General features: G+C 46.6%; 32 protein-coding genes. All 32 read left to right on the plus strand.

Features of this window, described 5'->3' with window-relative positions; all coding sequences use genetic code 11:
- Positions 1-7: 7 nt before the first annotated feature.
- The 32 genes from GKG43_RS17650 to GKG43_RS17805 all read left to right on the plus strand — a co-directional run bounded on the left by GKG43_RS17650 (position 8) and on the right by GKG43_RS17805 (position 25,049).
- Entirely contained in the window at positions 8-574 is a 567-nt protein-coding gene (locus GKG43_RS17650) for a hypothetical protein (RefSeq protein WP_129879502.1), read from the plus strand.
- Positions 575-994 carry a hypothetical protein gene (locus GKG43_RS17655; RefSeq protein WP_055056146.1) on the plus strand — a complete coding sequence of 140 codons (420 nt, stop codon included), beginning with the start codon at positions 575-577 and terminating at the stop codon, positions 992-994.
- Between the two features lie 175 nt (positions 995-1,169).
- Positions 1,170-1,469 (plus strand): HNH endonuclease signature motif containing protein, encoded by a 300-nt coding sequence (locus tag GKG43_RS17660; RefSeq protein WP_129879504.1) that lies wholly within the window; start codon positions 1,170-1,172, stop codon positions 1,467-1,469.
- Between the two features lie 105 nt (positions 1,470-1,574).
- Positions 1,575-1,928, plus strand: a complete 354-nt coding sequence (locus GKG43_RS17665) for a hypothetical protein (RefSeq protein ID WP_154253358.1) — start codon at positions 1,575-1,577, stop codon at positions 1,926-1,928.
- Positions 1,929-1,934: 6 nt separating this feature from the next.
- The gene (locus GKG43_RS17670) at positions 1,935-3,590 is read left to right on the plus strand and encodes a terminase large subunit (protein ID WP_129879506.1); all 1,656 of its coding nucleotides are present in this window, start codon (positions 1,935-1,937) and stop codon (positions 3,588-3,590) included.
- Positions 3,591-3,607: 17 nt separating this feature from the next.
- Entirely contained in the window at positions 3,608-4,858 is a 1,251-nt protein-coding gene (locus GKG43_RS17675; protein WP_055056149.1) for a phage portal protein, read from the plus strand.
- Positions 4,848-5,447, plus strand: a complete 600-nt coding sequence (locus tag GKG43_RS17680) for an HK97 family phage prohead protease (RefSeq protein ID WP_003023355.1) — start codon at positions 4,848-4,850, stop codon at positions 5,445-5,447. Before GKG43_RS17675 ends, GKG43_RS17680 begins: the two co-directional genes overlap by 11 nt.
- Before the next feature lie 31 nt (positions 5,448-5,478).
- Positions 5,479-6,711: a phage major capsid protein gene (locus tag GKG43_RS17685; RefSeq protein ID WP_129879508.1), complete on the plus strand. Its 1,233-nt coding sequence runs from the start codon at positions 5,479-5,481 to the stop codon at positions 6,709-6,711.
- 16 nt (positions 6,712-6,727) lie between these two features.
- Positions 6,728-7,186, plus strand: coding sequence for a hypothetical protein (locus GKG43_RS17690; RefSeq protein WP_129879510.1), 459 nt, complete (start codon positions 6,728-6,730; stop codon positions 7,184-7,186).
- 17 nt (positions 7,187-7,203) lie between these two features.
- Positions 7,204-7,554: a hypothetical protein gene (locus tag GKG43_RS17695; protein ID WP_003023345.1), complete on the plus strand. Its 351-nt coding sequence runs from the start codon at positions 7,204-7,206 to the stop codon at positions 7,552-7,554.
- Between the two features lie 150 nt (positions 7,555-7,704).
- On the plus strand, positions 7,705-8,283 hold the full coding sequence (locus GKG43_RS17700) for a hypothetical protein (RefSeq protein WP_243125870.1): 579 nt from the start codon (positions 7,705-7,707) through the stop codon (positions 8,281-8,283).
- A gap of 13 nt (positions 8,284-8,296) precedes the next feature.
- Positions 8,297-8,524: a hypothetical protein gene (locus GKG43_RS17705; RefSeq protein WP_003023341.1), complete on the plus strand. Its 228-nt coding sequence runs from the start codon at positions 8,297-8,299 to the stop codon at positions 8,522-8,524.
- 14 nt (positions 8,525-8,538) lie between these two features.
- Positions 8,539-8,862, plus strand: coding sequence for a hypothetical protein (locus GKG43_RS17710; protein WP_009297820.1), 324 nt, complete (start codon positions 8,539-8,541; stop codon positions 8,860-8,862).
- Between the two features lie 2 nt (positions 8,863-8,864).
- Positions 8,865-9,296: an HK97-gp10 family putative phage morphogenesis protein gene (locus GKG43_RS17715; protein ID WP_129879512.1), complete on the plus strand. Its 432-nt coding sequence runs from the start codon at positions 8,865-8,867 to the stop codon at positions 9,294-9,296.
- The gene (locus GKG43_RS17720) at positions 9,293-9,619 is read left to right on the plus strand and encodes a hypothetical protein (protein ID WP_002591274.1); all 327 of its coding nucleotides are present in this window, start codon (positions 9,293-9,295) and stop codon (positions 9,617-9,619) included. Before GKG43_RS17715 ends, GKG43_RS17720 begins: the two co-directional genes overlap by 4 nt.
- Before the next feature lie 7 nt (positions 9,620-9,626).
- Entirely contained in the window at positions 9,627-10,190 is a 564-nt protein-coding gene (locus GKG43_RS17725; RefSeq protein ID WP_129879514.1) for a major tail protein, read from the plus strand.
- 69 nt (positions 10,191-10,259) lie between these two features.
- On the plus strand, positions 10,260-10,628 hold the full coding sequence (locus GKG43_RS17730) for a hypothetical protein (protein WP_243125871.1): 369 nt from the start codon (positions 10,260-10,262) through the stop codon (positions 10,626-10,628).
- Positions 10,629-10,660: 32 nt separating this feature from the next.
- Positions 10,661-10,834, plus strand: a complete 174-nt coding sequence (locus GKG43_RS17735) for a hypothetical protein (RefSeq protein WP_154253359.1) — start codon at positions 10,661-10,663, stop codon at positions 10,832-10,834.
- A 3-nt stretch (positions 10,835-10,837) separates the two neighbouring features.
- On the plus strand, positions 10,838-13,789 hold the full coding sequence (locus GKG43_RS17740; RefSeq protein WP_129879518.1) for a PblA: 2,952 nt from the start codon (positions 10,838-10,840) through the stop codon (positions 13,787-13,789).
- Positions 13,790-13,792: 3 nt separating this feature from the next.
- Positions 13,793-14,680 carry a phage tail family protein gene (locus GKG43_RS17745; RefSeq protein ID WP_129879520.1) on the plus strand — a complete coding sequence of 296 codons (888 nt, stop codon included), beginning with the start codon at positions 13,793-13,795 and terminating at the stop codon, positions 14,678-14,680.
- A gap of 4 nt (positions 14,681-14,684) precedes the next feature.
- Positions 14,685-15,839 (plus strand): siphovirus ReqiPepy6 Gp37-like family protein, encoded by a 1,155-nt coding sequence (locus GKG43_RS17750; RefSeq protein WP_129879522.1) that lies wholly within the window; start codon positions 14,685-14,687, stop codon positions 15,837-15,839.
- A gap of 5 nt (positions 15,840-15,844) precedes the next feature.
- On the plus strand, positions 15,845-16,981 hold the full coding sequence (locus GKG43_RS17755) for a hypothetical protein (RefSeq protein ID WP_003023320.1): 1,137 nt from the start codon (positions 15,845-15,847) through the stop codon (positions 16,979-16,981).
- A 14-nt stretch (positions 16,982-16,995) separates the two neighbouring features.
- Positions 16,996-17,433, plus strand: a complete 438-nt coding sequence (locus GKG43_RS17760; protein WP_003023317.1) for a hypothetical protein — start codon at positions 16,996-16,998, stop codon at positions 17,431-17,433.
- Positions 17,426-18,568, plus strand: coding sequence for a hypothetical protein (locus GKG43_RS17765; protein WP_129879524.1), 1,143 nt, complete (start codon positions 17,426-17,428; stop codon positions 18,566-18,568). Before GKG43_RS17760 ends, GKG43_RS17765 begins: the two co-directional genes overlap by 8 nt.
- A gap of 40 nt (positions 18,569-18,608) precedes the next feature.
- The gene (gene avd, locus GKG43_RS17770; RefSeq protein WP_003023311.1) at positions 18,609-18,965 is read left to right on the plus strand and encodes a diversity-generating retroelement protein Avd; all 357 of its coding nucleotides are present in this window, start codon (positions 18,609-18,611) and stop codon (positions 18,963-18,965) included.
- 326 nt (positions 18,966-19,291) lie between these two features.
- Positions 19,292-20,353: a reverse transcriptase/maturase family protein gene (locus GKG43_RS17775; protein WP_129879526.1), complete on the plus strand. Its 1,062-nt coding sequence runs from the start codon at positions 19,292-19,294 to the stop codon at positions 20,351-20,353.
- A 24-nt stretch (positions 20,354-20,377) separates the two neighbouring features.
- Positions 20,378-20,557 (plus strand): hypothetical protein, encoded by a 180-nt coding sequence (locus GKG43_RS17780; protein WP_002591286.1) that lies wholly within the window; start codon positions 20,378-20,380, stop codon positions 20,555-20,557.
- 2 nt (positions 20,558-20,559) lie between these two features.
- Entirely contained in the window at positions 20,560-21,042 is a 483-nt protein-coding gene (locus tag GKG43_RS17785) for a phage holin family protein (protein ID WP_347562101.1), read from the plus strand.
- Positions 21,043-21,120: 78 nt separating this feature from the next.
- Positions 21,121-22,530, plus strand: coding sequence for a phage tail tip lysozyme (locus GKG43_RS17790; protein WP_129879530.1), 1,410 nt, complete (start codon positions 21,121-21,123; stop codon positions 22,528-22,530).
- Positions 22,531-22,995: 465 nt separating this feature from the next.
- Entirely contained in the window at positions 22,996-23,193 is a 198-nt protein-coding gene (locus GKG43_RS17795; protein ID WP_003023288.1) for a helix-turn-helix transcriptional regulator, read from the plus strand.
- A 21-nt stretch (positions 23,194-23,214) separates the two neighbouring features.
- Complete coding sequence (locus tag GKG43_RS17800; protein WP_243125872.1) at positions 23,215-23,898, plus strand: hypothetical protein; 684 nt, start codon at positions 23,215-23,217, stop codon at positions 23,896-23,898.
- A gap of 89 nt (positions 23,899-23,987) precedes the next feature.
- A complete protein-coding gene (locus GKG43_RS17805) occupies positions 23,988-25,049 on the plus strand; it encodes an IS30 family transposase (protein ID WP_129879532.1) in 1,062 nt (353 codons plus the stop codon).
- The last annotated feature ends 437 nt before the right edge of the window (positions 25,050-25,486 follow it).

Below are 25,486 nucleotides of genomic sequence, written 5' to 3' on the forward strand. Positions count from 1 at the left end.
ACAGAACATGGAGCAGGAAGAAGCAAAGACAACAGCGGCGGTAGGGGCAGAAATGCCGCCAGAGGCTGAAAGCTGGGTACAGCTGCACGAAAGCGAATTGACGGAGCTGATGCAGAAACAGGCAAAGGCTGCAATAACGGAACTGAAAAGACAGGAAAAGCAGGAGCAGAAGAAAGAGAAATACCACAACACTTTTACGCTTATGAAATGTTACCGTGATGCAGTTTTCCATATCGAGAACGCCATAAGCGACGGGCAGCAGTTAGAGCTTAAGGGCATGACGGACGAGCAGCAGCGTACATACTTAGAGAGTATCAGACGCACACGCTTTAAGACATTGATAATGACAGCGCATATAGACAAAGCGGTAGAAGAGATAGAGCGCCGCAGAGAGGCAGCAGGCAGAGGCGTAGAGTACAAGGCTTTTGAAATGTATTTCATGCAGGGTATGGACTATGCGGAAATTGCAGAGCAGCTGGACACAGGAAAGAATACACCGAGGCGCTGGGTAACGGGTATCATAAATGAGCTGTCAGTATTATTGTGGGGCATTGATGAAGAGAGGGTAAAGTAAGTGTTTGAAAAAATAAAGGCATGGATAAAAAGAAAGCGGGAAACAGCGAGGGAACAGCAGGCGGCAGACAGGCTGATAAAGCATATAGAGCAGGCGTTAGGATTTGAGCTTTACGAGTGGCAGAGGTTATATATAATAACTGGGATATGGCAGCCGCCAGAGGGACGACTGCACGGAAGAACGACAGCATATATATTGCGGCTATTGTTAGACCAGAGTAAGCCACTGCTGCTGTATGAGTTTTCACAAGTGGCAGCGTATGCAGATAACCCATTTATGGAGCGGCAATATCAGCCAGTACCCATGCAGTATGTAGGCTGGTTTAGGCATGAGATAAGGAGCATATACGAGCAGCTAAGAACAGCAGGCGTGCCAGTAAGAGAAATGATAACAGTACAGCAGCGGGTAATATCGTGGTAAAAACGTGGTGTTTACATGGGAAAACAAAAGAGATACAATGGTAGCATGAAATGAGTAGGCGATAGCTTAAGCCATGTGCGGCAGCAGTTGCCTACTCTTTTTCTATTCATTCTTTAGCCTCCACCCAGCGCATGAAACTTAGGGCGCTGGGGAATGAAGAAAGAGAGGGGACAGTATGAAAGCATGGGCTAAGAGTTTTTATTTATCGGCGGCGTGGGAACAAACCAGAGCCGCTTATTTAATGTCACAAGATTATATTTGTGAACGCTGCGGGCAGCCCGCAAAGATAGTGCATCATAAGCGCTGGCTTAACAGAGAGAACATAAACGACATAAGCGTTACGTTGTGCTGGGATAACTTAGAGGCGTTGTGCCAAGACTGCCACAACAAGGAACACCACAAACAGGAGAGGCATAAGCGGTATCGGTTCGACGAGAACGGCGGCATACTCCCCCCATATCAGAAAAATAATTAAAGGGGGCGAATACCGAGGGGGATACCCTAAAATTACCCTACGGGCGTGCGCACGGGTGGTGTAGGGGGTGTGGTGCGGCGCAGGAATGGAAAGCGGGGTAAAGGAATGGCAACAAAGAAAGAGAAAACCAAAGAACAGAGGATAAAGACCGAAAAGACCAGACTTAAGGGAATTTTCAAGGACTTAGACGAAAACAAAAGAAAATTAGTAACGCCGCTGATAGAAAAGGCTGCATTTATGAGCGTTGAGCTGGACGACTTGCAGGCGAAACTTGAAAAAGACGGCTGGACGAGTGAGTACCAGAACGGGCAGAACCAGTGGGGAACAAAGAAAAGCCCAGAGGCAGAAACCTACATAGCGCTTAGTAAGAACTATGCAGCAGTGATTAAGCAGCTTACAGAATTAGTACCAGCTGCGAAACGAAAGACAAGCAGGCTGGCGGCTTTGCGGGAAGAGTAAGCAATATTGCCGCCTTATCGAAATTATATCTATGAGTACCACGCAAAGATTACAAGCGGCGAAATCATAGCGGGAAAATGGATAAAGAAAATATACGAAATCATTATAAACGGGCTGCAAAAGCAGGAGTATTTTTTTAATGCAAAGGCTGCGAATAAGGCTATACGGTTCATAGAGAACTTTTGCCACCACAGCAAGGGACGTAATGATTTAATCAAGTTGGAGCTATGGCAGAAAGCCATAGTTTCTGTTATTTTTGGCATACAAGACGCAGAAAAAATACGTATTTTCCGTGAAATTTTTATTGTAATTGGCAGAAAAAACGGAAAAAGTTTATTTGCATCTGCGATTATTGCATATATGGCGTACTTAGAGCCGGAGTATGGACAAGAAATATACTGCTTAGCACCGAAATTAGACCAAGCGGCGCTGGTGTACGACGGATTTTATCAAATGGTACAGGCAGAGGACGAGTTAGCGGAGCTGGCAAAGAAACGGCGCAGCGATATTTATATTGCGGAGAGCAACACGGTAATAAAACCGATTGCTTTTAATGCCAAGAAGTCAGACGGATTTAACCCACAGCTTGTGGTATGTGATGAAATGGCAGCATGGAGCGGGGACGCTGGACTAAAACAGTATGAGGTTATGAAATCCGCTTTAGGCGCACGTACTCAACCTATGATATTGAGCATAAGCACTGCCGGATATATCAACGACAGTATTTATGATGAACTAATGAAACGTAGCACAAGTTTCTTGAAAGGAAACAGCAAAGAGCGCAGGCTATTACCATTCCTTTACATGATTGATGATGTGGAGAAGTGGAACGACATAGACGAACTGAAAAAGGCTAACCCTAACATGGGTGTATCCGTAAAAGAAAGTTTCTTTATGGACGAGATAGCCGTAGCAGAGGGCAGCTTAAGTAAAAAAGCAGAGTTCCTTACAAAGTATTGCAATATCAAGCAGAACAGCTCTATTGCATGGCTGGAATATCAGACAGTAGAGAACGCCGGAGTAGAAAAGACCTTAGAAGACTTTAGGGACTGCTACGCAGTGGGCGGTATCGACTTAAGCCAGACAACAGACCTAACAGCAGCAAGCGTGGTTATTCAGAAAGACGGCACGCTATATGCGTTTACACAGTTCTTTATGCCACGGGGCAGGCTGGAATACCTACAGGCTACAGACGGCGTGCCGTATGACATATTTGTAAGAAAGGGACTGATAACCTTAAGCGGCGAGAATTACGTAGACTACCACGACGTTTACGGCTGGTTTACTATGCTGCTGGAAGATTACGGTATACGACCTCTGAAAATCGGCTACGACAGATACAGCGCCCAGTACCTTATTACCGATATGGCAAATTATGGTTTTCACATGGACGACGTTTACCAAGGCGAAAACCTTACACCAGTTATACGGGAGTTTGAGGGCATCATAAAAGACGGCGATTTTAAGATTGCCGACAACAATTTACTAAAGACACATTTCTTAAATGTTGCGCTTAAGCACAACATGGAAACAAGAAAATTCAGACCTATAAAAATCGAGCAGCGGGCGCATATCGACGGCTTTGTATCTGTCATAGATGCAATGACCGTGCGGCAGAAATACTGGGAAGAGTGCGGCGAGCTGCTTAAAAATGCCGCATAGAAAGGAGTGTAAACGGCATGAAATTTTTAGACTATCTTTTTCATGGCAAAGAATTAAAAGCCATAGGTAATTATTTCAAAATGCTGAACGGATACAGCCCGACGTTTACCAGCTTTAGCGGCGGCGTGTATGAAATGGATTTAACCAGAACGGCTATAAATAATTTTGCCACACATTGCAGCAAGCTAAAGCCGGAGATAGAGGGCAGCGCCCTTAAGTCGCTGGAAAAGACATTGCAGCATAAACCCAACTACTTCATGGATACAACAAAATTTATAAAGCGTCTGGCAACGTATGTAGCGGTGGAACACACCGCTTTTATTATACCTATCGAGGATGAATACGGGCGCTTGTGTGGCTGGTATCCGCTGCGGGCTGAACGCTGCGAGGTGGTAGAGAGTGAGGGGCAGTTATATTTACGGTATCTGTTTGCAAATGGCAGCTATGGAGCTATTGAGTTTGAGCGTGTAGGCATTATGACAGACTTTGAATATAAAGACGACCTTTTCGGAGAGGACAACAGCACGCTTGCACCAACTATGCAGCTGATACATACGCAGAATGAGGGAATTATAAACGCTGTAAAAAATTCTGCAAATATCCGTTTTCTGGCAAAGGTGGCAAATATGCTGAAACCAGAGGATATAAAGAAAGAGCGGAAACGCTTTACAGAGGATAACTTAAGCGCCGACAACGATAGCGGCATGATTATTTATGATAACAAGTTTAGTGAGCTGAAACAGGTAGAAAGCAAACCATATACACCAAACGCATTGCAGATGCAGCACATACAGGAAAATGTATGTACGCATTTTGGTACAAATATGGATATTCTGCAAAATAAATTTGATGAAAATACGTGGAACGCTTACTACGAGGGGAAAATAGAACCGTTTGCAATACAGCTATCGCTTGTTATGACAAATATGAGCTTTACAGAGAGAGAAAGAGCCTGCGGCAATGCTATTTTCTTTTCTGCAAACCGCCTACAATACGCCAGCAACGCCACAAAGTTAAGCGTAAGTACACAGCTTTTCGACCGTGCGCTACTGAACAGAAACGGCGTAATGGATATATGGAACATGGCACACGTTGAGGACGGGGAAAAGTATTATATCCGAAAGGAATATACAGAGGTAAGCGAGCTGCACAAAGGAAGTGAGCAGTCAGTTATCATACAGCAAGTACCGCAGCAGACAGAACCAGCAGCAGGAGAAGAGCCGCAGAACGGACAGGAAGAGAAAGAGGGTGTAAATAATGCCAGTTAAGAAAGAGCGGGAATATAGAACGCTGGTAGCGCCTCTGGCTGCGCAGAGTTCCGGCGAAAAGCGTTTACAGTCGGAGTGCTACGTAGAGGGCTACGCTACTACATTTAATGCGCCATACCTTTTATATGAGTTTGAGGACGGCACAAAGATTTACGAAAGAATAGACGCACACGCATTAGACAGCGCAGACATGAGCGACGTTATCATGCAGTACGACCATGAAGGCAGAGTATTTGCCAGACAGTCAAATAATACGCTGATTTTAGAGCCGGACGTAAAGGGGCTTTTTGTGGCAGCAGACTTAAGCCGGACAGACTTAGCCCGTGGGCTGTATCAGGACATAAGCGCAGGAATGATTACTAAAATGTCATGGGCGTTTACAGTGGCAGAGGAAAGTTACGACAGAGAAACACATACAAGAACAATTTTGAAAATCAAAAAGGTTTATGATGTATCAGCCGTGAGCATTCCGGCAAATAACGATACTGAAATAAGCGCCCGTGCTTTTGCGAGTAGGAGTTACGAGCGAGAGCGGCAGGAGTTGCTTAAGAGGCGGGCAGCAATACTAAAGATTAAGGCGAGCTTATAAAAACCAAAAACAAAAAAGGAGAACACAGACTATGAGATTAAAGGAAATTGAGGCAAGATTAGCCGAAATCAAAGAAGAGCTTAACACCAGAGCGGCAGAGCTTACAGACGAGGAAATTACAAAACTGGAAACAGAGGTAACAGACTTGCAGGAAGAGCGCACCGCTTTACTGGCAGCGGCAGAGAAACGCAAAAAGCTGCTTGAAAGAATTGCAGCAGGAGAGCCGACAGGTGGAGCGGGAGCAGATACCACGCTGCTTAGAAATTTCAAGGGAGCAGGCGGCGCAGGAGCAGGAGAACCAGAGGACAAATACGACACTATGGCATACAGAAAAGCGTTTATGAATTATGTATGCAGAGGCGTTGCTATTCCGGCAGAGTACAGAGCAGCTGAAACCACCACCACAGCAGACAGTGGCGCTGTAATTCCGACAACTATTATGAATGAAATCATTCAGAAACTGGAAAGCTACGGCAGCATTTATGCAAAGGTGCGCAAGATTAACGTACAGGGCGGCGTTTCCATTCCGATTGCAGACTTAAAGCCTACTGCGCACTGGATTGCAGAGGAAAAGAGCAGCGACGACCAGAAAGCATCTGCTAAAAATTCCGTAACATTCAATTATTACGGTTTGGAGTGCAAAATTTCCCAGAGCATTTTAGCGAATGTAGTAACGCTGAAAATGTTTACTGATTTGTTTGTACCTATGGCAACAGAGGCAATGGTAAAGGCTATTGAAATTGCTATTTTCAACGGTACAGGCGAGGGGCAGCCGCTGGGCGTTCTGAAAGACAGCAGGGTAACAGCTGTAATTACTCTGACACCGGAAGAGTACGCAAGCTGGAACGGCTGGCACAAGGTAAAAGGAAAAATGAAAAAGGCGTACAGAAACGGCAGTTTTGTTATGAACCAGTCCACTTTTGATACTGGCATTGACGGTATGGAAGATAAGAACGGGCAGCCTATCGGACGCACAAACTACGGCGTAAACGGAGAGGAAACATACCGTTTCATGGGTAAGAACGTAGAAACAGTAGAGGACGACGTTTTACCGAGCTGGGACGACGCAAACGAGGGCGACGTAATCGCAGTATTTATGAATTTCTCCGATTACGTTATCAATACCAACATGGAAATGCAGGTAGTGAAGTGGACAGACCACGACAACAACAAGATTAAGAATAAGTGCTTAATGGTTGTGGACGGCAAAGTAGCTGACGCTGCGGGCATTATCTTAGTTAAAAAGGGCGTAACAGCAGTGTAAGAAAGCGAGGCAGGCAATGAAAGGACATTTAGACGTAAAGCAGTTGGAAAGCTATAATAAAGCAGATTTGCAGGAACTGGCAAAGCAGCTGGGCGTAGATGCAGAGGGAACAAAGAAAGAAATTGCTGCACGCTGCGCAGCCGTCGAGGTAGACATACCAGACGACAGCGAGCTTACGGAAGAGGATAAAAAAGTAGCAGCCGAGGCAGCGGCAGAGGCAGCAGCCAAAGCCGAAGAGGAAAAGGCAGCGGCAGAGGCGGCAGCCAAAGCCGAAGAGGAAAAGGCAGCGGCAGAGGCAGTAGCCAAAGCCGAGGAAGAAAAGAAAGCAGCAGGGCTGGTAAAAGTGAAAGCAAAGCGCCGTTTTCTTGACAAGGAATTAAACCAGATTAAGGATACGGGGGATATTTACACAGTAAGCAGAGAGCGTGCAGCAGTTCTGGAAGAGGCAGGCGTAGCAGTAGTAATGACAGAGTAAGAAAGAGGGTGCAGGCTATGGCAGCAGATACCACAACATTAACCGAGAAGATGCGGGCGGCGCTGCGTATAAGCAGCACCAGTGAGAAAATCACAGAGGAAATAAACGACTGTATAGCCGCCTGCAAAATGGATTTGCAGGACGTAGGCGTAAAGAAACTGGATGAAACAGACGCACTGATTATTAGGGCAATTACCTTATACTGCAAGGCAGAGTTTGGCTATTCTGATAAATCAGAGCAGTTTTGGAAGTCTTACGAGTGCTTGAAAACTCATTTAAGCCTATCCAGTGAATACACAGGCGGCGAAACGCCGGACAGTACAGACGACGAGGTAAACGAGGAAGATATCAAGAACTTATTCGGATAGGAGAAACAGACAGAATGGCGATTAAAAGAGTAACTTATAATACGCTGTCTTATCTGGTAGCGGAAATTAAAGACCGCTACGCAGAGAAAAGCGCCATAGGAGCGCTGGGGGGGGCTTGATAAGGTAGCGGTAGAAAATCTGGCAGACGATTTGAAAAAACTTATAAACGGCAAGGCAAATGCAGCCACCACGCTTGCGGGTTACGGCATCACAGACGGAATGACAGCAACGGAGATAGCAAGCGCTATTTCCACGGCGATTGCTGGAACAGACCACTTAAGCCGTGTAATGGTAGACAGTACGGCAGATATTAACGTAGCGGCAGACGGTGCAGAAAAGAAAATCTACATGGTAAAGAATACCGACGGAGAGGCAGGAAACCTTTACAGTGAGTACATGGTAATTGACGGAAAGCTGGAAAAGGTAGGCGACTGGAAAGTAGACTTAAGCAGCTATGCCAAGACCACAGAAGTAACGGCAGCCATTGCAAATGCGCTGACAGCATACGCCAAGACCGCAGACGTTACTAAGGCAATCAATGCAGCAGTAGCGGGGCTTATCCAGCTGGACGACTTAAGCGTAGCGTCTACGGGGGCAGGCAATGTAGTAACGGGGCTTGCGTATGACAACAAGACAGGAAAATTTACAGTAACCAAAGGACTTACTGCACTTACAGAGGCAGACTTTACAGAGATTACGCAGCAGGAAGTAAAAGCCATGTTTGCGTAAGTGAGGTGCTGGTATGAGGTGGTTTAGCCTTGCCAGCTTAAAGGCGCTGGTATCAGAGATAACAGCCAGAGAAAACAGCAATATGCAGGCTGTAAATGATACGTTTTCAGAAGTCTACGACAATATGGAAACGCTGGACGGGCGCATAGATGCTTTAGAGCATAAAACCGACGCTGCATATCTGGGTAACTGTTATTGCGGTAGCGTCTATTTGGGCTATGTGTCCGAAACGGACACCTAAAGGAGTGGTAAAAAATGGACTGGATAGACGAGATAACGCTAATAAGCGAGGTAAGCGGAGAAAACAGGGTAAATAAAAACGGCTTTGCAGTAAAGCCGGAAGAAAGCGCCCGCACTGTATTCTGTAATAAAAAATCAGTAGGGTACAGTGAATATTTTAAGAGCCAGCAGACAGGAAAGCTGGTAGAGGCAAAGTACGAGGTACATAAGGCAGATTATGGCGGCGAGGACGTAGTAGAAGTAAACGGGCGGCGCTATTTTGTGCTTAAGACCTACGACACAGGGACAGACACCATAGAGCTTACGCTTACAGATTTACGCCACAGAAACGAGGTGTAAGCATGGGAGAATTTAATACAGTTGGGCTGGAAGATATTATAGACGCTTTCGGCAGGAGAGAAACCGCCACGGTTGAGGCAGTACCGAAAATGCTTAAGGCTGGCGCAGATGTGCTGATAGAGGCACAGAAAGCAGAGGCACAGGCAATGGGACTGAACGAAACGGGCGGTTTTATCAATTCCATAAAAGCCACGGACGTAAAGGGCGACGATACGGAGAAATACGTAGAGATATACCCGCAGGGACGGGCAGGGCATGGAAACGACAGGAAAGGCGATAAAAGCAAAGTGCGCTATGCAACAATCGGCTTTGTGGCAGAATACGGGACAAGCAGCCAACAGGCACGCCCGTATATGACAACTGCAAACGCCAAGGCGCACGAAAAGGTAGTAGAGGCGCAGCGCAGTATATGGGAGAGTGAAACGGGCAAATGAGCATACAGGAGATTTTAGAAAGTGCAGGGCTGCCAGCCCAGAGGGGCGTATACACTGGACGGGATAAGCCGGACGCATACTATACATTTTTGCGGCTGCTGGGTACGCCTGCGGTAAATGCAGACGACGAAGAGAAAGAACGCAGGGAAATGTATAGAGTTACGCTTTTCCATAAGGGCGATTTTGAGGCGCAGCTTGATAAGACAAAAGAGGTATTGAAAGCAGCAGGCGTTTATATCAACAGCATAGATGCAGAAAGCTACGAAACAGAAACGGGGTACTGGTTAGTGCCTATCACAGTCGAGATTTTGAAAGAGGAGTGATTAAACAATGACACTGGGACTGAAAGATTTATATTATGCCGTATGCACAGAGGCAGACGGCGTAGAAAGTTACGGAACGCCTAAGAAAATGGCAGAGGCTATGACCGCCGATTTATCCGTAAAGACCGCAGACGGCAGTTTATATGCAGACGATACGTTAAGCGAGAGCGTCACGGAGTTTGCAAGCGGCACGCTTAAGTTGGGAATTAAAGACCTTACGCCGGAAGTGCTGGCAGAGCTGCTGGGGCAGGAAGTGGACGAGAACAGCGTAGTATGGGCTGGAAAAGAGGACGAGCCGCCGTATGTTGCTGTAGGGTTCAGAGCAAAGAAAACGGGCGGCAAATACCGCTACGTATGGCTGCTTAAGGCAAAATTCAAAGTGCCGTCTGAAAAGTACGAAACTAAGGGCGAGAGCATTAAGTTTAATACGCCGGATATTGAGGCAGATTTTACAGCCAGAAAGAAAGATAACCGCTGGAAAGCAGACTTTGTGGGAACAGAGGACAGCAAGGCGGCTAAGACATGGTTTACAGCCGTACCCGAACCGGGAGCGGCAATGCAGACAATATAAGAGAAAGGAGAGAGGCGCAGCGCAGGCTGCGCCTTAATTTATAGCATGAGCGCAATTAAAGACGGACGCATGCCCGTAGAACTGAACGGCAAAACCTATTATTTACTGTTTTCCCTTAATGCACTGGACGAGATGCAGGACAGATTTGGGGGATATGACAAGCTGGACAAGGCTTTTGACCAGAGTAACCCGACTATGATTAAAGATTTACGCTGGTTGCTTACCCTCATTATCAACGAGGGCATGGAAGAGGGAGAAACACCGCTTACAGAGCAGCAGGTAGGTAAGTTAATTCATATCGGCAATCTGCCGCAAATTAAAGACGCTATTTTCTCTGCTTTTGTATATTCCACAAACGGCGGGGAAGAGAAAGAGGCAGCAGACGGAGAGGCAGACACAACAGCAGAGGGAAACAGAGTAGCCGTGCAGGACGAATAGACACCGCACGGCTGCTTTATATAGCAATGGCTATGCTGCATTACACGGAAAGCGAGGCGTGGAAAAAGACACCTTACCAGATTATTAAGCTATTCGGCTATCACAAGGAGTATAACCCGCACATTTTCGGACAGGAAAGCAGCAGCGCACCAGCACAGGCAGCAGAGGGTATGGACGACATAGACATAGCGTTAGGGGGCTTGTAAATCATGGCTGATAAAACAGACAATATTAAAACCAAACTTAGTTTTGACGGCGAGGCACAGTATAAAGCAGCCTGCAAAGAGATTAACAGCACCCTTAAGCTGCTTAACTCTGAAATGAAACTTGTAACGGCAGAGTATAAGAGCAATGCGAGCAGTGCAGAGGCGCTGAAAGCCAAGCAGGAAGTATTACGCAAAACTTACGACGAACAAAAGAAAAAGGTAGAGGAAACGGAAAAAGCCCTTGCAAAGTGCAAAGAGGCTACAGGAGAGAACAGCGAGGCGAGTAAAAAGCTGGAAACGCAGCTTAATTACCAGAAAACAGCCCTTGCGAATACAGAAACAGAGTTAGGAAAGACCACTACAGAGCTGGACAAGGCAGAAAAAGCCGCAGACGGAATGGGAAACGAGGTAGAGGACAGCGGAAAACAGGCGAAAGAGGCAACAAGCAAATTCAGCGGCTTTACAGAGGTTGTAAAAAAGGTTGCGACAGCAACGGCAGCAGCGGTGGCGGCAATCGGCACGGCAGCCGTAGCAGCAGGCAAGGCACTTTACGATATGGCGAGTGATACGGCATCTGCGGGCGACCAGATAGACAAGGAAAGCCAGAAAATGCAGATAAGCGCAAGCCTATACCAGCAGTTAAGCTATGCTTGCGAAAGGAGCGGCAGCAGCGTAAGCGACTTAACCAAAGGCGTTAAGAATATTACTACAGAGCTGGGGAAAACAGCAGAGGGAGCGAAAGGTGCAGGGGCGAGTTTTGAGGCTATCGGTGTATCGCTGAAAAATACAGACGGAAGTATAAAAAGCACGGAGCAGGTGCTTTTAGAGAGCATAGACGCACTGGCGGGCATGGAAGATGAAACACAGCGAAATGCAGCCGCACAGGATATTTTTGGAAAAAGTGCAGCCGAGCTTTTACCGTTGCTTAATTCTGGCGCAGACGGAATTAAGCAGCTTATGGACGAAACAGAAGAATACGGCATGATAATGTCGGACGAGGCAGTAGCAGCAAGCGCAGCGTTTGAGGACAGCTTAAGCCGCTTGCAATGGACGTTTAGCGGCGTAAAGAACAGTATCACTGGCGAAATGCTGCCGTCTATCACAATGATTATGGACGGACTAAGCGACCTTATGGCGGGACAGGACGACGCAGGCGAGAAGATAAAGCAGGGCGTTACTGGAATAATCAGCAATATTTCACAAATGATACCGCAGATATTGGAAGTGATAACGAATATAGCGGGGGCAGTGCTGGAAAGCGCACCCTCTATTATGCAGGCACTGGCGCAGGGCATTATAACGGCGCTGCCTACGTTATTGCCGACCATAACAAACGTAGTAACCAGCATTGCAACTATGCTGATACAGTTACTGCCGCAGATTTTAGAGGCGGGTATGCAGATACTCATAAGCCTTGCGCAAGGTATCGCACAGGCGCTGCCTACATTGCTGCCGACAATCGTAACGGTGGTTACGAATATTGTAACCATGCTGATAGAAAATATACCGCTGCTGATTACAGCAGCCTTACAGCTTATTACAGGGCTGGCACAGGGGCTGGTAGCAGCGTTGCCCGTACTGATTGAGGCACTGCCGGAAATCATAACGGCTATCATAAATGCGCTGATTGAGGGCATACCGCTTATTATCGAAAGTGCGGGCGATATTATAGTTGCGCTGATTGACGGCATCATAGATGCAATACCGCTTTTAATCGCAGCCATGCCGCAGATTATCGCAGCCATTGTAACAGGACTAATTACAGGGCTGCCTAAGATTTTGACGGCAGCAGGCAAGCTGGTAACGACAATCATAAACAAGATAAAAGAGCTGCCTACTCTGATACCGCAGGCAATCGCTGCGGGCGTTGAGAAAATAGCAGAGTGGGGCGCAAATATGCAGGAAAAAGGCGACACGGTTATAACAGATTTTGTAACGAAAGTTATAGATATTGTTAAGGAGCTGCCGCAGAAAATCTGGAACAGTATAGTAAGCGCAGTTACCAGAGTGGCTACATGGGGTGCAAATATGCAGACCAAAGCCAAAGAAGTAATGAACACAATGCTAACGGGCATTGTTACTATCGTGAAAGAAGTACCGCAGAAAATCTGGAACAGCATAGTAGGAGCAGTTACCAAAGTGGCTACGTGGGGTACAAATATGCTTACGAAAGCCAAAGAGGTAATGAACACAATGGTAACAGGCATTGTTACTATCGTGAAAGAAGTACCGCAGAAAATCTGGAACAGCATAGTAGGAGCAGTTACCAAAGTGGCTACGTGGGGTACAAATATGCTTACGAAAGCCAAAGAGGTAATGAACACAATGGTAACAGGCATTGTTACTATCGTAAAGGAAATACCAGAGAAGATATACAACAGCATTTCTGGCGCAATTTCCAAAGTGGCTACATGGGGTACAGAAGTAAAGAACAAAGCCGTAGAGGGCATGAAAAATGTAATTACTGGCATAACCGACGTATTTAAGGATATTGGTAGTACGTTCGCTGGGTTCGGTAAGAACATGGTAGAGGGCATCTGGAACGGCATACATGGAGCTACGCAGTGGATAAAGGACAAAATAAGCGGCTGGGTAGGTAATGTTACCGACTTCCTTAAGGGATTATTTGGAATTAACAGCCCGTCTAAGCTGATGCGTGACGAAATCGGCGTATATCTGGCGCAGGGTATCGGCGTTGGCTTTTCTGATGAAATCGGCGGCGTTAAGAAAATGATTGAGGACAGCGTACCGCAGGAGTTCGACGTAGGCGCAAAGGTAAATGTAGGCAAAGAGTTTACATACGATTATGACGACAAAAAGCCAAAGCCGAGAGGTGGCGGCAGTGCAGCAGGCGGCGTAGTCGTCAATCAGTATATTTATGCGAATACTACGGACTACGCAAAGCAGCAGAAAGAGGCAGCCCGACAGTTCAGAATGATAGCAAGGACGGTGTAACACATGGAAAATGAAAAACTGACTTACATAAATTCAAGGGGCGAGCGGTTAGAGCTGGGAGTAGACAGCGTATACCATTGCAACATAAGTAAAGACGTAGAGGGTATTTCCGGCGTTACGAGCGTCATTTACAGCACAAACAGTATGGGACAGCACGGCGACACTTACGTAGGGCAGCGTATCGAGGCAAGGGACATAGACGTAGTGGGGCATATCAACACACGGGACAAGGCGCAGGCATTGGAACTGCGCCGCCATATGCTTAAGATATTCAACCCAGAGCTTAGCGCTACGCTGGTGTATGAGTATGGCGGCTTTAAGCGTGTGATTGATTGCAGGGCGTATGGAGAGCCTAAGATACTAAAGAAAGAGGTACTTTATGAGTTTGATTTACAAATAGAGTGCCTTAACCCGTTCTGGCGGGAAGAGGAAGAAACAAAAGAGGATATAGCAAGCTGGGTGGCTGCGTGGCATTTTCCTTGCGTTATCGAAAAGGACAGCACAAAGAGCATGATATACGGATACCGGGCAGAAAGCGTAATAGTGGACTGCTACAACGAGGGCGACGTATCAACAGGAATGAGGATAAGGTTTACAGCACTGGGGACAGTTTCAAACCCGATACTGCTTAATGTGGATACCGAGGAATTTATACAGATTAACGCCACCATGAAAACGGGCGACGTGATAGAGATTAACACGAAGTACGGCAGCAAGGGCGCTAAGCTGATAAGGGACGGCGTAGAAACCGACTATTTCCGCTACATTGATGTAGACAGTACATTTATGCAGCTTGCCATAGGCGACAATATGTTTAGGTATGATGCAGCCAGCGGGGTAAATTCTCTGGAAGTATCCATATTCTACAGCAAGGAATTTTTAGGAGTGTGACGGTATGGAGCTTAGAGTATTCGATAAGACGGTGCAGCCGCTGGGAGCTATAGACGAGCTGGCAAGCCTACTATGGCATACAAAGTATTTTGACGTAGGAACTTTTAGCCTGCTTGCGCCGATTACGGACAATAACAGCCGTTTGCTGGTAGAGGGCAATTTAATAACCAAGCACGACGGGAAAAAGGAAGTAAAGACCGCTGACGGCGGCGTATGGCGCAGGGCAGCGCAGATAACCTACGTACACATTACCAAAGACGAGAACGGCTTAGAGCAGTTAGAGGCACAGGGCTATATGCTTAGCTGGTGGCTTAATAAGCGCTGCATTTATCCGCAGATTGTGGCAACAGGTACAAACCAGTACCTTATAAACCTTATGGTAAAAAACAACTGCGGCAGCGCAGCAGGAACAAAGCGACGTTTTCCATTGTTTACATTTCTGGCGCAGGAAACCATAGACGGCGTGGCGGTTGAATATGCAAACGAGGTATACGCACAACTGGGGCAGGAAGTAAAGGCAAGGGCGCAGGCTGGAAAGCTGGGCTATGACATTCTGCTTAACGAAAGAGAGGGACTGTTTGGCTTTTATCTGTATAAGGGCAATGACCTTACAGCCACAAATACCGAGGGTAACACGCCCTGCATATTTTCAAGAGATTTTGATAATGTCAATGAGCAGGAATATACAGCCAGTATAGAGAACTGCGGCAACTTTATTTATGTGCAGGGAGCAGCTGACGACGACGGCAGCCAGCCAGTAACCACAGTGGACGGCGAGGGCGCAACGGGGCTGGATTTGGTAGAGGTATTCTGCGACGCTACGGACATTGCCAGAAAGTACCAGCAAGGGGAAACAGAGGTAACAATACCGCTGAATACCTATATTGCAATGCTGAAAACGAGAGGCAGCGCAGAGCTGGAAAACTACGGCAAGAACATAAATTTTGTAAGTACCATAAATACAAATTCAAACTTGAAATTTAAGGCTGATTTTGATTTAGGCGACCGTATTACTTGCAAAGAAACCAAGTGGGGCATACAGATAGATGCACGTATTACAGAAGTAACAGAAACATACCAGAAAGGCGAGGAAACCATAGAGGCGACTTTTGGCGACAGCCTGCCGACGCTGGTAGACCAGATTAGGAAAGTGAGGTAGCAGAAATGGCAAACAGCTTACCGTTTAATGCCGTGGCAGTAGACGGAGAGTACGACAGGGTATATAAAGCCGAGGATTGGGCGTGGTACTTTGCTACTTTCATTGCAAACGGCATTTTTCCAAAGCCGAGCGACGGGCTACAGGTGGTAGCTTACAGCGGCATGGAAATAAGAGTAAATGCAGGCTATGCCTTTATAAACGGCTACGCCTTTAGAAATCCTGCAACGCTTAGCGTAACACTGGATACGGCAGAGGGAGCGCTTAACAGGGTGGACAGGGTAGTAGTTCGCTGGGATTTGCCGCAAAGAGATATGTATATTGCGGTGCTGAAAGGCACACCGTCTGCAAAGCCGACAGCAACGGCAGTAACCCGCACTACGGAAATATGGGAGCTTGCACTTGCAGATATTTACGTAGGCAAGGGCGTAACAAGGATACAGACGCAGAATATCACAGACCAGCGGTTTAATAGCGCAGTCTGTGGCATTGTGACGGGAACGGTGGAAGAGATAGACGCAAGCGTGCTTACAAAGCAGTTTACGGACTTTTTCAACACCTACAGCGCAGCCGTGCTGGACGAGTTCAGCGCATATAAGCAGAGTATGGAAAAGTACCTTACAGAGATTGCGGGCGTATATGACAGCTACGTAAGCAAGACAGAGGGTTTATTTGCGCAGTATGAGAGCCAGTTTAACGAAAGATACAGCAGTTTTGAAAGTACACTTGATAACTGGGACAATGAGCTTTTAAGCGCCTATACAGACTTTATGGCAAAAATTAAGCTATTCCAGTCGGACGCTGAAAACGAATTTAACACATGGTTTGAGAGCATCAAGGACAAGCTGGGCGGGGACATAGCAGGCAGCCTGCAACTGCAAATTGAAGAGCTGGCAGCAGCCATGCAGGAAGTGAAAGAGCAGGCAGAGGCAGGCACGAAAGAAACCAAAGAGGCAATAGCAGCGCTGGACGAGCGGCTTAAGAGGGTAGAAAGCGGCTGGGGCATTGACTATAAGCATGACGCTGTACTGGGATTGTGCTACATGGGTGCAGCATATATGAGCCAGCATTACGAAAGAACAGAAGAAACGGCAGTATTAGGGGCTACCTACGTGGGTAATTCCTATCTTGCAAATACATTTTAGAAAGGCGGCAGACTATGAAAGGGTTTCCAAAGGTATTAAAGACAAAAGAGGACTATTACAACTGCCTTGCTATGGTAGCAAGCGGAGAACTGGCAGCAGCAGACTTGCTGGCAAAAATCGAGAGCGCAGAGAACCAGCGCTATATTGAGTGCGGCGTAGCAGCTGTAGAGGAAGAGAAAAAGGCGGTTACGGTATATTACTGCGACGAGGCAGCAGTAGGCATGAAGTTTGTAGCGGGCAGCGTATCCGGCACGGTGCAGGGAGTAACACATATCCAGACTGACGAGGCAGCGGCAGCAGGAGAGGCAGGAAACGACAGAACAGCCCTCACGCTTTCCAAAGCAGTAAAAGCGGGCTGCACGGTAATTGCGCTGGAACGCACAGACACCGTGGCAGGAATGACAACAGACGACATTGCAGCACTGAAAGGAGTATTAAAGCAGTATGAGTAGATTATTAGTGGACGACGTTACAAAGACAGACGCAAGGGCGCTTTTGAATGTAAATAAAATGGCTACAATCAGCGATATTGTAGCACCGAGCAACGAGTACATTTATGCCAGCGGAGCAAATGAGCTGACCGTAGTAGAGGGCTGCGTAATTGCCGTGGGTGGAGCTGGAATTTTCAAGACAGCAAATACCATTCTTACGGCTGCTAATCTGGACGCAGGCAGCGCTTTTGCGGTAGGTAAGGACTATTACGTATATATCTGCGACAGCAGAATTGACAGCGCAGACGAGAAATACGTAATTTCCCTTAACTCTACATACCCGACAGGCTGGAACGCTACAAACAGCCGTAAAATCGGCGGCTTTCATTATGGACGCTGCCGCAAGGTGGACAGCAATTTACAGCCGCTTAATGGCAGCAGTGTTATTTTTGGCACTGGCTGGGAAAGTGCAGTAAGCAACGGCATTGTACCACGTTCTGTATGGACACTGGGACACCGCCCGAAATGCAGCCCAGAGGGTATGGTATATTTAGGCGGCGGCACATGGGTAGATATTTACCTTAATTCTGACGACGGAGCAAAGGGCTTAAAATCAGAGTACGGCTGCGCACCTATGACGGGTACAGAAAGCATGAACTGGTACAACTTTGTAGAACGTCTGGCAAAGAGCGGTAAGCGCCTGCCGAACTATGCGGAGTTTTGCGCTTATGCTTTTGGCAGCCCTGCCGGACTGGATAACGCAAATACAAACGCATGGAGCGCCACCAGCAATACAGGCAGAGGCGTAACGGGCAGCGTAGTAAATGCCGTTTCTTCCGTGGGCGTTGTAGATGCCGTGGGGCGTGTATGGGAATGGCTGGACGAGCTTATTACAAGAGCGGAACACGCAACAAATGCAGACTACCACGCAAGCGTAGCGTGGGGCTGGGACAAGAAAAGCCCATTGAATACAGGCGAGAAGTCTTACGACGTTGGTAACATTTACCAGTATTACGCATATTCTCTGGCGGCGCTGATAGCGGGCGGCAGCTGGGGCGATGGGGCGGATTGCGGCGCTCGTGCCGTGAGTTGCGGCAATTACCCGTGGAATGTCAGTACGTACTTTGGCGCTCGTGGGGCGTGTGACTCTCTGTAGACGGCGGGCGAAAGCCCAGCCGGATAAACGGGGGTAAGGCATGGACATACAGACAAAAACAGATATTATACACCAGAAAATATACGATTTTCTGCTATATATCTATCCTTTACTTGCAAAGTATCCAAAGTTTGAAAAATTCAGTTTACAGACGGCGACCAGAAACGCAATTCTTGAAATGCTGCAAGAGGTTATAAAGTGGGATAAGACGGCGACGAAAAGCCACTTATACACGGTAGATACGGCATTGCAGGAAAGTAAAGAATTGCTGCGGCTGGCGCATGATTTGGAATATAGCGCCATGAACGCACGGCACTACGGCGAGAGCTGCCGCAAGCTGAAAGAAATAGGCGTTATGCTGGGCGAAATGATAGAAGAGGTAAAGACCAGAAAATAGCAGGATATGGGGCAGCTGCTTACTTACAGCCTCTGGCGGCGCTGATAGCGGGCGGCAACTGGGACAATGGGGCGAATTGCGGCGCTCGTGCCGTGAATTGCAACAATTACCCGTGGAATGTCAATACGAACATTGGCGCTCGTGGGGCGTGTGACTTAGTGAGAACATTACAGGCACAGAGTTCTACGGAATACTGGCAAGGACTTAGAAAGGGATAAGACCGAGTGTTTAATATCCTATAGTCAGAGCGGCTGTCCCGCCGTGAGGCAAAGAGAAAAAATACGGCTGCTGGTTAGTAGCTACGGCGAAAGGCAGGAGCTTAATACTTGAAGAGAGTAGGATACATTACCGATAAGGACGGGCGGCACATTACGCTTTTAGAGGCTATGGGCGACTACGGAAACGTACAGAAAGCATATAACAAAGCCAGAAAGTGTAAGCGCCACAGAAAAGACGTACTGATTTTTACGAAAGATAAAGAGGAAAATTTAGACAAGGTGAGGGAAGATATTCTAAACCTTGCCTATGAGCCGAGCGAATACCATTACTTTAAGGTGTACGAACCGAAAGAGCGGCAGATAATGGCACTGCCGTTCTATGACAGGGTGGTACAGCACGCCATAAACAACGTGTTAGAGCCTATATTTGATAAGCGGTTTATATCGCAGTCTTACGCCTGCCGGAAAGGTAAAGGTATGCACGCTGCATCTGATACGCTAAAAGAGTGGCTGTATGAGTGGAACAAATACCACCCAGACCAGCCACTTTATGCTATCAAGGCAGATATACACCACTATTTCCAGAGCATAGACCATGCGGTATTAAAGACTGAAATACGTAAGGTTATAAAAGACGCTGGGGTACTGGCATTGCTGGACAGGATAATAGACCACAACGGCAATATGCCGGACGGCGTAGGGATACCAGTGGGAAACCTTACCAGTCAGTTATTTGCAAATATCTATCTGGACGCATTAGACCAGTTTATTAAGCATGAGCTGGGCGTAGAGGCGTACATACGCTATATGGACGACTTTGTAATATTAAGCCCAGACAAGGAACAGCTGCGCAGCTGGCTTGCACGGATAGAGCAATTCTTACGGAAAGAGCTTAAGTTAGAGTTTAACCCGAAAACTACCATACTGGCAGCAAAGAACGGTATAGACTTTGTAGGCTACAAACACAGGGCGACGCACAGGAAAGTACGAAAGGACAGCATAAAGCGTATAAAGCGTACTATCAAGAAGTGCGAGAGCGGGAAAATCACAAAAGAACAGTTACAAAAGAGTATACAGAGCTGGACGGGACACGCAGGACACGCCGACAGCTATAACCTACGAAAGAAAATAGAAACGCTGGCAGAGGCAGCCATAGAAAAGGCTACTTAAGCGGCAAAATGCAGGAGCGAGTACATGAGTAGCAATTTATTAAGGGTGGTACAGGAACAACAGGAAACCATAGAAAAGCAAAGCAGGCTTATTGCTGATTTAATAGCCACTCTGGAAAGCTGGGAGCAGACAGCGGGCTACGACGGCGCAGAGCTGAAAGAGCGGGCAGAAAATTTGCAATTAAGAGAAAGGCAGGATTTATGAACATGACTATTACAGAATTTATTGAGGCGGCGGCACATAACAAAATTATCCAGCTGGTAGTATTGGCGATTGTGTGCGACACGGTTTTTGGCGTGCTGCGTGCAATCAAAGAAAAGAAATTTAACAGCTGCGCAGGAATTGACGGGGCTATCAGAAAAGTAGGTATGCTTATTTCTCTGGTATTCATGCTGGCAATCGACGTACTGATTAAGATTAACTTAATCGGATTTATACCGGAGCAGGCACGTACATATTTAGGGCTTAACACCGTGGGCGTGGCTGAATTTTTCGCATTGCTTTACATTGCCTATGAGGTAGTGAGTATTTTTAAGAATATGGCATTATGTGGGTTGCCCGTAAAAAAGGTATGGGAAAAGGTACGGGAGTTTTTGGCAAAGTATACGGACGAGCTGCCGGACACAGACGAACTGGACGGGGGCAGCACCACAGGCAGCGTAGAGGAACACAGGACACAGGAAAGATAAGGATAATAAGGACATAGCAGCAAAGAGCGCTTGCGGGACACCGCAGGCGCTTATTTTGTATGCGGAAAGGCGGGAAACATGAAAATTAACAGAATGATAAGCGGGTACAATTTCAACAAGGGCAGCATTTCCAGAATTAAGTATATTGTTATCCATTACGTAGGCGCACTGGGCGGCGCAGAGGATAACTGCCGCTATTATGGCGGCGGCAATAGAAATGCGTCGGCGCATTACTTTGTAGGATTTAACGGCGAGGTATGGCAGTGCGTAGAGGACGCTAATATAGCGTGGCATTGCGGAGCGTCGAGCTATAAGCACGCAGAGTGCCGGAACGCTAATAGTATCGGTATTGAAATGTGCGTAAGGAAGAAAAACACAAAGAGCATGGGCGCAACAGATAAAGACTGGTATTTTGAGAACGCAACAGTAGAGGCAGCGGCAGAGCTTACCCGTTACCTTATGAATAAATACGGCGTGCCTGCATCTCATGTAATCAGACATTACGACGTAACGGGCAAGATTTGCCCTAACCCGTATGTATATAACACCAGCGCCCACACATGGGACGAGTTTAAGCGTAAAATCAGCGGACAGGCAGAAACACCGCAGGGCGGCAATGAAAAAATAATCTGGAATTTTCTTACAGGCAAGGGCTTAAATGCTTATGCCGTGGCTGGTATTATGGGGAATCTGTATGCTGAAAGCGGGCTTATGCCGAACAACTTACAGAACACCTATAACAATAAGCTGGGTAAGACGGACGCAGAATATACAGCGGCGGTGGATAATGGCAGTTATGGCAATTTTGTAAAGGACAGTGCAGGCTATGGGCTGGCGCAGTGGACGTATTGGAGCAGAAAGCAGGCGCTGCTTAATCATGCAAAACAGGCGGGCGTATCCATTGCAGACCTTAATATGCAGCTGGGCTTTTTATGGGAAGAATTGCAGGGATACACAGCAGTAATGGACGCACTGAAAAAGGCGGGCAGCGTGCGTGCTGCATCTGATGCCGTTCTTACTGGATATGAAAAGCCAGCAGACCAGAGCGAAACAGTAAAGAAAAAGCGTGCAGAGTACGGCGAGGGATACTATAAAAAGTATGCAGCAGGAAACGGTACAAAGTATTACAGAGTGCGCAAGAGCTGGACGGACGCAGCAAGCCAGCTGGGGGCGTTTACGTCGCTGGAAAATGCAAAGAGTGCTTGTAAGGCGGGCTATACTGTATATGATGATAACGGCAAGGCGGTATATACCGCAGCGGGGCAGCAGGCAAGCGCAGGCGTTCCGTTTAGCGTACAGGTGGATATTTTAGACCTTAATATCAGAACGGGAGCAGGCACAAACTATGCAAAGACGGGAGAAAAAACAGGAAAGGGAGTATTTACCATTGTGGAAGTGAAAGCCGGACAGGGCGCAAGCGCTGGCTGGGGACGCTTGAAGAGTGGCGCAGGTTGGATTAGCTTAGATTATGCCACAAGATTAGCTTAAGTTTTTGAGGGCGGGCGGTTTGCTGTCTGCCCTCTATTTTTTTTACAATTTTATAGGATTTTCTGCATAAAAGCGTTGACAATATACCAAAGTTGGTATATAATAAAATCATGGAAAGGAGATAAGAACAAATAAGAGGCAAAGCCACTGGAAAGGAGAAACGGCACAATGGGTAAGAAAAAGAAACAAAAGAAAAAGCCTATCGAATGGCGAGACCTGACAATCAACGCATTGATAGACTTAATCATAGGCATAATACTTATCATAATCGGTAAGTACATAGGTTAGGGCGAAAGCCCTAACCGACAGGCGGGCGATAAGCCCGCCACCTATAAAAAATATATCACAAACCCACAGCCGAGTAAAGAGTATGCTTTTGAAATTAGGAGTATTTTTAGTAGTAGTAGGACTGGTAAAGCTGCTTATTGCTTTCGTTTTGAGAGCAAAGAAAAAGAGAGGTAAGGCATGAACTTAGGCGAGAACATAAGGAAAGCACGAAAAGCGGCGGGCGTTTCACAGTCAGAACTTGCGGAACGCCTGCAAGTCCACCAGAAAGATATAAGCAGGTGGGAGAATGGGGCGCACGCACCGACAATAGAAATGTTTGCGAAAATATGCAGAGAGCTTAACGCCTCTGCTGATGAAATTTTAGAATTGAAGTAGATACGAAAGCGAGGGCTTACTATGACAAAGAAAAAGGTAATTTTAGTGGCAGCGGCTGCATTATTTGCAGTAAGCGGTTTAACAGCGCTGCCGTCTGGAAATATAACAGGTGGGGTGGGCTGCATTGTGGTTGCGGCAGTATGCACCTATTTTGGACTGAAAAAGAAAAGCGCAGGAAAAGAGAGCGAAAACAGAACGCCTGCGCCTGCCGCTGCATCTGGTGGTAGAGTTTTAGATACAATCAGAACGAAAGTAGTAGGCGTGACGTTCAATAATGAGGACGGAGAAAACAGGCAGGATATTTTAAGCAGAATGTCCGGCAGTGAAGATATTACAGTAGAAAAGTATACATACAACGGAGAGCCTGCCGCATACGTAAAGTGGGGCGATAAGGTAATAGGCAATCTATCGGCAGAGCTGGCGGGGGACTTAGCGAGAAAGTACCCGAAAGCCCGCTACACCGCAGAAATACTGGAAATTTCTGGGGGGGGGGTACAGACGTTCGGGTGCAATATAGAGCTTGACGTAATCGAGGACGCAACGCCCAGCGTAAGCCAGCATACGGGAGAAACTACAGTATATGTAGACCGTAGCAACAAAAAATACCATAGTAAGCCTAACTGTTCGGGAATGAAAAACCCAAAGAGCATACCGCTAAGCCAAGCAAAGAAGAAATACACCGCTTGTAAAAAGTGTTGTAAATAGGTAAAGGCATAAGCCGCAGACTTGTAAAAGAGTTTGCGGCTTTTCGTCGTATATGGGGAAAGAACAGGAACGAAAGAGAGGTAGCAGAAATGGCGAATAAGAAAGGCAGCCGACAGCTGACATGGACAGACCGTATAAGTATTGAGGCATTGAAAAAAGCAGGGCATAGCGTGATAGAGATAGCAGAACAGCTGGGCGTACACCGCAGCACTATATACAATGAGCTTAAGAGAGGGGAATATATGCACAGAAATAGCGACTATACAGAAACATTAAGTTATAGCCCAAACAAGGCACAAATGAAAGCAGAGGAAAATTTAAAGGCAAGGGGTACACAGCTTAAAATAGGAAACGATATTGCATACGCTAATTATATAGAGGATAAAATAGTAAATGAAGATTACAGCCCAGCTGCGGTACTGGGAGAATTGAAAGCACAGGGGAAAGAGGGGGACTTTTCCGTAACAGTATGCGTAACGACCTTATACAGCTATATTGATAAGGGCATTTTCCTTAAGCTGTCTAATAAGAATTTGCCAGTAAAGAAGAATAAGAAGAGAAATTATAAGAAAGTACAGAGGCAACAGAAAAGGGCGACAGCAGGAGAGAGTATAGACAAACGCCCGAAAGAGATAGATACACGGGAAGAGTTTGGCAACTGGGAAATGGACAGCGTTTTAGGTAAGCGGGGAAAGTCGAAAAATACGTTGCTGGTACTGACAGAGCGGAAAACCAGAAACGAGATTATATTTAAACTGCCAGACCATACAGACGAGGCAGTAGTAGCGGCACTGGATAGATTAGAAAGAAAATGGGGCGCTGATATGTTTAAGCGGGTATTTAAGACAATCACGGTAGACAACGGCAGCGAGTTTGCAGACGCAGAGGGCTTACAGCGTTCTATTATCAACGAGGGAGAAAAGCGGACAAAGGTATATTACTGCCACCCTTATAGTAGCTGGGAACGTGGCACGAATGAGGTAACAAATAAGATGATACGCCGGAAGATACCGAAAGGCACAAATTTTGACGACAGGACAGAGGAAGAGGTAGAGAGTATAGAGAACTGGATAAACGGATACCCACGCAAAATACATGGCTACCATTCAGCGGGGGAATTATTCAAGGAAGAGGTAAAGCAGCTTGCATAACAACGGATACAGGGAGCGTGAGAGGCTGGCAGCAGTGGCAGCCTTAGTACTGCGCTGCCTAAAAGTGAAAATACACAATAAAACAGGCTGCGTATTGTGCAAAATGGCAAAACGATAAAAACATGAAAAAATGTCGATTTTAATGTTGACATTTTTAAGTTGAAAATTAGTTGAAAATAGTTGTTGACAAAAAGTAGGGCAGTATGGTAATATATTAAAGCTGTCGCTTGAAGAAACAGAAAGAAATGAGTTCTGAAGAGCAAAAAGAAAAATAAAAAAGTTCTTGACAGACGGCAACGAACATGGTATTATATAAAGGTTACTGCTGACGACAAAGAACGACAGCAAAAACAACAAAGCACCTTGATAATTAAACAATAGACAACAAACCCTTGAAAATTTCTTATAGAGAAAATTTTTAAGAACAGCATCATAAT

The sequence above is a fragment of the Eubacterium sp. BIOML-A2 genome, from assembly GCF_009680135.1.
Lineage (GTDB): Bacteria > Bacillota > Clostridia > Lachnospirales > Lachnospiraceae > Faecalicatena > Faecalicatena contortus_B.

Coding starts and splice junctions, on each gene's coding strand:
- GKG43_RS17685 (WP_129879508.1), top strand. CDS start 5,479: ATGAGATTAAAGGAAATTGAGGCAAGATTAGCCGAAATCAAAGAAGAG.
- GKG43_RS17720 (WP_002591274.1), top strand. CDS start 9,293: ATGAGCATACAGGAGATTTTAGAAAGTGCAGGGCTGCCAGCCCAGAGG.
- GKG43_RS17710 (WP_009297820.1), top strand. CDS start 8,539: ATGGACTGGATAGACGAGATAACGCTAATAAGCGAGGTAAGCGGAGAA.
- GKG43_RS17755 (WP_003023320.1), top strand. CDS start 15,845: ATGGCAAACAGCTTACCGTTTAATGCCGTGGCAGTAGACGGAGAGTAC.
- GKG43_RS17745 (WP_129879520.1), top strand. CDS start 13,793: ATGGAAAATGAAAAACTGACTTACATAAATTCAAGGGGCGAGCGGTTA.
- GKG43_RS17740 (WP_129879518.1), top strand. CDS start 10,838: ATGGCTGATAAAACAGACAATATTAAAACCAAACTTAGTTTTGACGGC.
- GKG43_RS17665 (WP_154253358.1), top strand. CDS start 1,575: ATGGCAACAAAGAAAGAGAAAACCAAAGAACAGAGGATAAAGACCGAA.
- GKG43_RS17675 (WP_055056149.1), top strand. CDS start 3,608: ATGAAATTTTTAGACTATCTTTTTCATGGCAAAGAATTAAAAGCCATA.
- GKG43_RS17790 (WP_129879530.1), top strand. CDS start 21,121: ATGAAAATTAACAGAATGATAAGCGGGTACAATTTCAACAAGGGCAGC.
- GKG43_RS17730 (WP_243125871.1), top strand. CDS start 10,260: ATGCCCGTAGAACTGAACGGCAAAACCTATTATTTACTGTTTTCCCTT.
- avd (WP_003023311.1), top strand. CDS start 18,609: ATGGACATACAGACAAAAACAGATATTATACACCAGAAAATATACGAT.
- GKG43_RS17715 (WP_129879512.1), top strand. CDS start 8,865: ATGGGAGAATTTAATACAGTTGGGCTGGAAGATATTATAGACGCTTTC.
- GKG43_RS17780 (WP_002591286.1), top strand. CDS start 20,378: ATGAGTAGCAATTTATTAAGGGTGGTACAGGAACAACAGGAAACCATA.
- GKG43_RS17785 (WP_347562101.1), top strand. CDS start 20,560: ATGACTATTACAGAATTTATTGAGGCGGCGGCACATAACAAAATTATC.
- GKG43_RS17695 (WP_003023345.1), top strand. CDS start 7,204: ATGGCAGCAGATACCACAACATTAACCGAGAAGATGCGGGCGGCGCTG.
- GKG43_RS17680 (WP_003023355.1), top strand. CDS start 4,848: ATGCCAGTTAAGAAAGAGCGGGAATATAGAACGCTGGTAGCGCCTCTG.
- GKG43_RS17725 (WP_129879514.1), top strand. CDS start 9,627: ATGACACTGGGACTGAAAGATTTATATTATGCCGTATGCACAGAGGCA.
- GKG43_RS17705 (WP_003023341.1), top strand. CDS start 8,297: ATGAGGTGGTTTAGCCTTGCCAGCTTAAAGGCGCTGGTATCAGAGATA.
- GKG43_RS17760 (WP_003023317.1), top strand. CDS start 16,996: ATGAAAGGGTTTCCAAAGGTATTAAAGACAAAAGAGGACTATTACAAC.
- GKG43_RS17765 (WP_129879524.1), top strand. CDS start 17,426: ATGAGTAGATTATTAGTGGACGACGTTACAAAGACAGACGCAAGGGCG.
- GKG43_RS17650 (WP_129879502.1), top strand. CDS start 8: ATGGAGCAGGAAGAAGCAAAGACAACAGCGGCGGTAGGGGCAGAAATG.
- GKG43_RS17660 (WP_129879504.1), top strand. CDS start 1,170: ATGAAAGCATGGGCTAAGAGTTTTTATTTATCGGCGGCGTGGGAACAA.
- GKG43_RS17805 (WP_129879532.1), top strand. CDS start 23,988: ATGGCGAATAAGAAAGGCAGCCGACAGCTGACATGGACAGACCGTATA.
- GKG43_RS17690 (WP_129879510.1), top strand. CDS start 6,728: ATGAAAGGACATTTAGACGTAAAGCAGTTGGAAAGCTATAATAAAGCA.
- GKG43_RS17735 (WP_154253359.1), top strand. CDS start 10,661: ATGCTGCATTACACGGAAAGCGAGGCGTGGAAAAAGACACCTTACCAG.
- GKG43_RS17800 (WP_243125872.1), top strand. CDS start 23,215: ATGACAAAGAAAAAGGTAATTTTAGTGGCAGCGGCTGCATTATTTGCA.
- GKG43_RS17750 (WP_129879522.1), top strand. CDS start 14,685: ATGGAGCTTAGAGTATTCGATAAGACGGTGCAGCCGCTGGGAGCTATA.
- GKG43_RS17795 (WP_003023288.1), top strand. CDS start 22,996: ATGAACTTAGGCGAGAACATAAGGAAAGCACGAAAAGCGGCGGGCGTT.